The sequence below is a fragment of the Mycobacterium sp. 1245852.3 genome (genome assembly GCF_001669335.1).
Classification (GTDB): Bacteria; Actinomycetota; Actinomycetes; order Mycobacteriales; family Mycobacteriaceae; genus Mycobacterium; species Mycobacterium europaeum_A.
Window position 1 is genome coordinate 1 of the sequence record NZ_LZLL01000032.1, and the last position, 6,319, is coordinate 6,319.

Annotated in this window: 7 protein-coding genes; 6 read left to right on the forward strand and 1 reads right to left on the reverse strand. The window is 68.7% G+C overall.

Annotated features, from left to right (window positions below; genetic code table 11):
* On the reverse strand, positions 1-337 hold a 337-nt coding region (mptB, locus tag A9W96_RS01390; RefSeq protein ID WP_197499366.1), incomplete at its 3' end, for a polyprenol phosphomannose-dependent alpha 1,6 mannosyltransferase MptB.
* Positions 338-483: 146 nt separating this feature from the next.
* On the opposite strand from mptB, the gene A9W96_RS01395 reads away from it, so the two are divergent.
* The 6 genes from A9W96_RS01395 to sufU form a co-directional block, all read left to right on the forward strand.
* Complete coding sequence (locus A9W96_RS01395) at positions 484-1,257, forward strand: metalloregulator ArsR/SmtB family transcription factor (protein WP_066864450.1); 774 nt, start codon at positions 484-486, stop codon at positions 1,255-1,257.
* Positions 1,254-2,702 carry a Fe-S cluster assembly protein SufB gene (gene sufB, locus A9W96_RS01400; protein ID WP_066864446.1) on the forward strand — a complete coding sequence of 483 codons (1,449 nt, stop codon included), beginning with the start codon at positions 1,254-1,256 and terminating at the stop codon, positions 2,700-2,702. The genes A9W96_RS01395 and sufB overlap by 4 nt, the downstream gene beginning before the upstream one ends.
* Complete coding sequence (gene sufD, locus A9W96_RS01405) at positions 2,702-3,895, forward strand: Fe-S cluster assembly protein SufD (RefSeq protein WP_067022052.1); 1,194 nt, start codon at positions 2,702-2,704, stop codon at positions 3,893-3,895. The genes sufB and sufD overlap by 1 nt, the downstream gene beginning before the upstream one ends.
* Positions 3,892-4,674: a Fe-S cluster assembly ATPase SufC gene (gene sufC, locus A9W96_RS01410; RefSeq protein ID WP_067137518.1), complete on the forward strand. Its 783-nt coding sequence runs from the start codon at positions 3,892-3,894 to the stop codon at positions 4,672-4,674. The genes sufD and sufC overlap by 4 nt, the downstream gene beginning before the upstream one ends.
* Position 4,675: 1 nt before the next feature.
* Positions 4,676-5,992: a cysteine desulfurase gene (locus tag A9W96_RS01415; protein WP_067022050.1), complete on the forward strand. Its 1,317-nt coding sequence runs from the start codon at positions 4,676-4,678 to the stop codon at positions 5,990-5,992.
* Positions 5,989-6,319 (forward strand): Fe-S cluster assembly sulfur transfer protein SufU (sufU, locus tag A9W96_RS01420; protein ID WP_197499367.1); only part of this gene is annotated, 331 nt, incomplete at its 3' end. The genes A9W96_RS01415 and sufU, both read left to right, overlap by 4 nt.

The following is a 6,319-nucleotide window of genomic DNA, read 5'->3' on the forward strand; positions in this document are numbered from 1 at the left end:
CGCCGCGCGACATCCGCCGGTTGCCCAGCGCGAACCGGCCCAGCATCAACCAGGCCAGCGCCATCATGACGGCACCGGTGGTGGTCATGGTCAACGACACCGTCTGGATCCGCGACGGGAGGTTGAGCAGCCGCACCCCGAAGGTGGGGTCCTGCACAACGGGACGCGCGCCGGCGCCCAGCGCGCCGATCGCCATCACCACGGTGCCGGCGGCACCGAACAGGCGGGTGCGGCGCAGCGCGGTGAGCTCGGTATCGTTCAGCGGCGAGCCCACTGCTTGCTCGTCGCCGTGCAGGCTCGCGATCGACGAGCTCAGCGTGTGGTGGCGGGCTGCCATCAGAGCAGCCTAGCCCGGCCGACGAGGCGGACCGCACGTTGCGGGCGGTGAGGAGCCGGGCGATCGGGCGGTTGGTGTGAGCATCGCGACGCCAGGACAGGGGACCCTTGCTAGACCGATCCCCGGAATTGCGTCACACTGGTGTTGTGAAAATCCGAACCAGCCCCGATGGGGCCGCTACCGGCGTGGCCGACGTCGGCGCGCCGGTGCCGGATGGTCACACCCGCCGCGCGATCGTGCGCCTGCTGTTGGAGTCCGGATCGATCACCGCCGCGGAGATCGGTGACCGGCTGGGTTTGACGGCCGCCGGCGTGCGACGCCACCTCGACGCGCTGATCGAGGCCGGCGACGCCGAGGCCACGGCGCCCGCCGCGTGGCAGCAGGCGGGGCGCGGGCGTCCCGCCAAGCGGTACCGGCTGACCTCGGCCGGGCGGGCCAAGCTCGACCACGCCTACGACGACCTGGCCGCGGCGGCCATGCGGCAACTGCGCGAAATCGGTGGGGAAGAGGCGGTGCAGGCGTTCGCCCGGCAGCGGATCGACGCCATCCTGGCCGACGTTCCCGCGGCCGACAGCGCGGCCGACACCGACGTCGAGGCGGCCGCCGACCGCATCGCCACCGCACTGACCAAGGCCGGCTACGTCACCACGACCACGCAGGTCGGTGGGCCGATCCACGGCGTGCAGATCTGCCAGCACCACTGCCCGGTGTCGCACGTCGCGGAGGAATTCCCCGAGCTGTGCGACGCCGAGCAACAGGCCATGGCCGAGGTGCTGGGCACCCACGTCCAGCGGTTGGCGACCATCGTCAACGGCGACTGCGCCTGCACCACGCACGTACCCCTGACCCAGGCATCAAGCACGGCGCCCAGCCCGCGCCGTATGACCGACACCACGAGCATCAAAGGAGCGTCTCGATGACACTCACCCCCGAGGCCAGCAAGACGGCTACCGCGCCGCTGACCCAGGAAGAGGCGATCGCCTCCCTGGGGCGGTACGGCTACGGCTGGGCGGACTCCGATGTCGCCGGCGCCAGCGCCCAGCGCGGTCTGTCGGAGGCCGTCGTCCGCGACATCTCGGCGAAGAAGAACGAGCCCGAATGGATGCTGCAGACCCGGCTCAAGGCGCTGCGCATCTTCGACCGCAAGCCGATGCCGAACTGGGGCTCGAACCTGGAGGGCATCGACTTCGACAACATCAAGTACTTCGTGCGCTCCAGCGAGAAGCAGGCGGCGACGTGGGACGACCTGCCCGCGGACATCAAAAACACCTACGACAAGCTGGGCATCCCCGAAGCCGAGAAGCAGCGGCTGGTCTCCGGCGTCGCGGCCCAGTACGAATCCGAGGTCGTCTACCACTCCATCCGGGAGGACCTGGAGAAGCAGGGCGTCATCTTCCTGGACACCGACACGGCGCTGCGCGAGCACCCGGAGATCTTCCAGGAGTACTTCGGCACCGTGATCCCGGCCGGGGACAACAAGTTCTCCGCGCTGAACACCGCGGTGTGGAGCGGTGGCTCGTTCATCTACGTTCCCAAGGGCGTGCACGTCGACATCCCGCTGCAGGCCTACTTCCGGATCAACACCGAGAACATGGGCCAGTTCGAGCGGACGCTGATCATCGCCGACGAGGGCTCCTACGTGCACTACGTCGAGGGTTGTACGGCGCCCATCTACAAGTCTGACTCGCTGCACTCCGCGGTGGTCGAGATCATCGTGAAACCCAATGCGCGCGTTCGCTACACGACGATCCAGAACTGGTCGGGCAACGTCTACAACCTGGTCACCAAGCGGGCTCGCGCCGAGGCCGGCGCCACCATGGAGTGGATCGACGGCAACATCGGGTCGAAGGTCACCATGAAGTACCCGGCGGTCTGGATGACCGGCGAGCACGCCAAGGGCGAGGTGCTCTCGGTGGCCTTCGCCGGTGAAGACCAGCACCAGGACACCGGCGCGAAGATGCTGCACCTGGCCCCGAACACGTCGAGCAACATCGTGTCCAAGTCGGTGGCCCGCGGCGGCGGCCGCACCTCCTACCGCGGCCTGGTGCAGGTGAACAAGGGCGCGCACGGATCGCGGTCCAGCGTGAAATGCGATGCGCTGCTGGTCGATACGATCAGCCGCAGCGACACCTACCCCTACGTCGACATCCGCGAGGACGACGTCACCATGGGCCACGAGGCCACCGTGTCCAAGGTCAGCGAGAACCAGCTGTTCTACCTGATGAGTCGCGGCCTGACCGAGGACGAGGCCATGGCCATGGTGGTTCGCGGCTTCGTCGAGCCGATCGCCAAAGAGCTGCCCATGGAGTACGCGCTCGAGCTGAACCGGCTGATCGAGCTGCAGATGGAAGGCGCGGTCGGCTAGTGACGAATCTGACCGAAGCGGTTGAGGGTTCGGCCCTCGCCGCTGCCAACAAGGGCGAGCTGTTCTCCTCGTTCGAGGTGGACGCGTTCGAGGTCCCGCACGGCCGCGACGAACTCTGGCGGTTCACCCCGCTGCGCCGGCTGCGCGGCCTGCACGACGGGTCGGCGCGCGCCACCGGCAAGGCCGGGATCAGCGTCGCCGAGCGGCCCGGCCTGCGGGTCGAGAGCGTCTCGCGCGGCGACGAGCGGCTCGGCCAGGGCGGGGTGCCCACCGACCGGGTTGCCGCGCAAGCGTTTTCGTCGTTCAACTCCGCGACGCTGGTCACCGTCGAGCGCGACACCCGCATCGCCGAGCCGATCGGCATCACCGTCACCGGCCCGGGCGAGGGCGCGGTGGCCTACGGTCACCTGCAGGTCCGGGTCGCCGAGCTCGCCGAGGCCGTCGTCGTCATCGACCAGCGGGGCAGCGGAACCTACGCCGACAACGTCGAATTCGTCGTCGACGACGCCGCCCGGCTCACCGTGGTGTGGCTCGCCGACTGGGCCGACGACGCGGTGCACGTCAGCATGCACCACGCCAAGCTGGGCAAGGACGCGGTGCTGCGCCACGTCGCCGTCACGCTCGGCGGCGAGGTGGTGCGGCTGACGGCCAACGTGCGCTATACCGCCCCGGGCGGGGACGCCGAGCTGCTGGGCCTGTACTTCGCCGACGACGGCCAGCACCTGGAGTCGCGGCTGCTGGTGGATCACGCCCGGCCCGACTGCAAGTCGAACGTGCTGTACAAGGGTGCGCTGCAAGGCGATCCGGATTCCGCGCTGCCCGACGCGCACACCGTCTGGATCGGTGACGTGCTGATCCGCGCCGAAGCCACCGGCACCGACACGTTCGAGGTGAACCGCAACCTGGTGCTCACCGACGGGGCGCGCGCCGACTCGGTGCCCAACCTCGAGATCGAGACCGGCGAGATCGTCGGCGCCGGACACGCCAGTGCCACCGGCCGTTTCGACGACGAGCAACTGTTCTATCTACGTTCCCGCGGCATCCCCGAGGAGCAGGCCCGCCGCCTGGTCATCCGCGGCTTCTTCGCCGAGATCATCTCCAAGATCGGGGTGCCCGAGATCCGGGAACGCCTGACCGCGGCCATCGAACACGAACTGGCCTTGACCGAAAAGACGGAAACAACAGCCTCATGACCACTCTGGAAATCAAGGACCTCCACGTCAGCGTCGTCAACCCGAACGCCGCCGACTCCGAACGTGAGATTCCCATCCTCAACGGCGTCGACCTGACGGTGAAATCCGGTGAGACACATGCGTTGATGGGCCCCAACGGGTCGGGCAAGTCGACGCTGTCCTACGCCATCGCCGGTCACCCCAAGTACACGGTGACCTCAGGCTCCATCACGCTGGACGGCGAGGACGTGCTGGCGATGAGCATCGACGAACGCGCCCGTGCCGGAATCTTTTTGGCCATGCAGTATCCCGTCGAGGTGCCCGGCGTCTCGGTGTCGAACTTCCTGCGCTCGGCGGCGACCGCCGTGCGCGGTGAGGCCCCGAAACTGCGGCACTGGGTCAAAGAGGTCAAGGCGGCGATGGGCTCGCTGGAAATCGACCCGGCGTTCGCCGAGCGCAGCGTCAACGAGGGTTTCTCCGGCGGTGAGAAGAAGCGCCACGAGATCCTGCAGCTGGAACTGCTCAAGCCCAAGATCGCGATCCTCGACGAGACCGACTCCGGACTCGACGTCGACGCCCTGCGGGTGGTCAGCGAGGGCGTGAACCGCTACGCGGAGACCGAGCACGGCGGCGTCCTGCTGATCACGCACTACACCCGCATCCTGCGCTACATCCGCCCCGAATACGTGCACGTGTTCGTCGGCGGACGCATCGCCGAATCCGGCGGTCCCGAGCTGGCCGACGAACTCGAGCAGAACGGCTACGTCCGCTTCACCCAAGCGGCGGCCGCCGGGGCCTGACATGGCTACACCTTCGGCGGCGGTCCCACCCCTGGATGTCGCGGCCATCCGCGCCGACTTCCCGATCCTCAAGCGCGTCATGCGCAGCGGAAACCCGTTGGCCTACCTGGATTCCGGTGCGACGTCCCAGCGCCCGCTGCAGGTGCTCGACGCCGAGCGGGAGTTCCTGCTCACCTCCAACGGCGCCGTGCACCGCGGTGCGCACCAGCTGATGGAGGAGGCCACCGACGCCTACGAGCAGGGCCGCGCCGACATCGCCGCGTTCGTGGGTGCCGACGCCCAAGAGCTGGTGTTCACCAAGAACGCCACCGAGGCGCTCAACCTGGTGTCGTATGTGCTGGGGGACAAGCGCTTCGAACGCGCCGTCGGACCGGGTGACGTCGTCGTCACCACCGAGCTCGAGCACCACGCCAATCTGGTTCCGTGGCAGGAACTCTGCCGGCGCACCGGGGCGACGCTGCGCTGGTACGGCGTGACCGACGACGGGCGCATCGACCTCGACTCGCTGCAGCTCGACGAACGCGTCAAGGTCGTCGCCTTCACCCATCATTCGAACGTGACCGGCGCGGTGGCCCCGGTGGCCGAACTGGTCAGCCGGGCGCGGGCGGTGGGCGCGCTGACCGTGCTGGACGCCTGCCAGTCGGTGCCGCACCAGCCCGTCGACTTCCACGCCCTGGACGTCGACTTCGCCGCATTCTCCGGCCATAAGATGTTGGGGCCCAACGGTATCGGTGTGTTGTACGGCCGCGGCGAGGTGTTGTCGGCGTTGCCGCCGTTCTTGACCGGTGGCTCGATGATCGAGACCGTGACCATGGAAGCGTCCACCTACGCGCCGGTGCCGCAGCGGTTCGAGGCCGGCACCCCGATGACATCGCAGGTGGTCGGGCTGGGCGCGGCCACCCGCTATCTCGCGGCCATCGGCATGGACGCCGTGCAGGCCCACGAACACCAGCTGGTCGCCGCGGCGATCGACGGCTTGTCCGGTATCGACGCCGTGCGCATCGTCGGCCCGACGTCCATGGAGAACCGCGCCTCGCCGGTGTCGTTCGTCGTCGACGGCGTGCACGCCCACGATGTCGGGCAGGTGCTCGACGACGAGGGCGTCGCGGTGCGGGTGGGCCACCACTGCGCCCTGCCGCTGCACCGCCGGTTCGGGTTGGCGGCCACGGCTCGGGCGTCCTTCGGGGTGTACAACACCACCGAGGAGGTCGAGCGTCTGGTCGCCGGCGTGCGCCGCGCTCTGGATTTCTTCGTAGGCGATCGCAAGCGCGGCGAAGCCGGGCGCGGCGGGTCGCCGCCACGGGTTGGGAGAGGCTGACATTGCGTCTCGAGCAGATGTATCAGGACGTGATCCTGGACCACTACAAGCACCCACAGCACCGCGGGCTGCGGGAACCGTTCGGCGCCGAGGTGTTTCACGTCAACCCGGTCTGCGGTGACGAGGTCACCCTGCGGGTGGCGCTGTCCGAGGACGGCGAGACCGTCGCCGACGTGTCCTATGACGGGCAGGGCTGCTCGATCAGCCAGGCGGCGACCTCGGTGCTCACCCAGCAGGTGATCGGGCAAAGCGTCGGCGACGCGCTCAAAACCATCACCGCCTTCACCGAGATGGTGTCCTCGCGTGGCACCGTCGAGGGCGACGAGG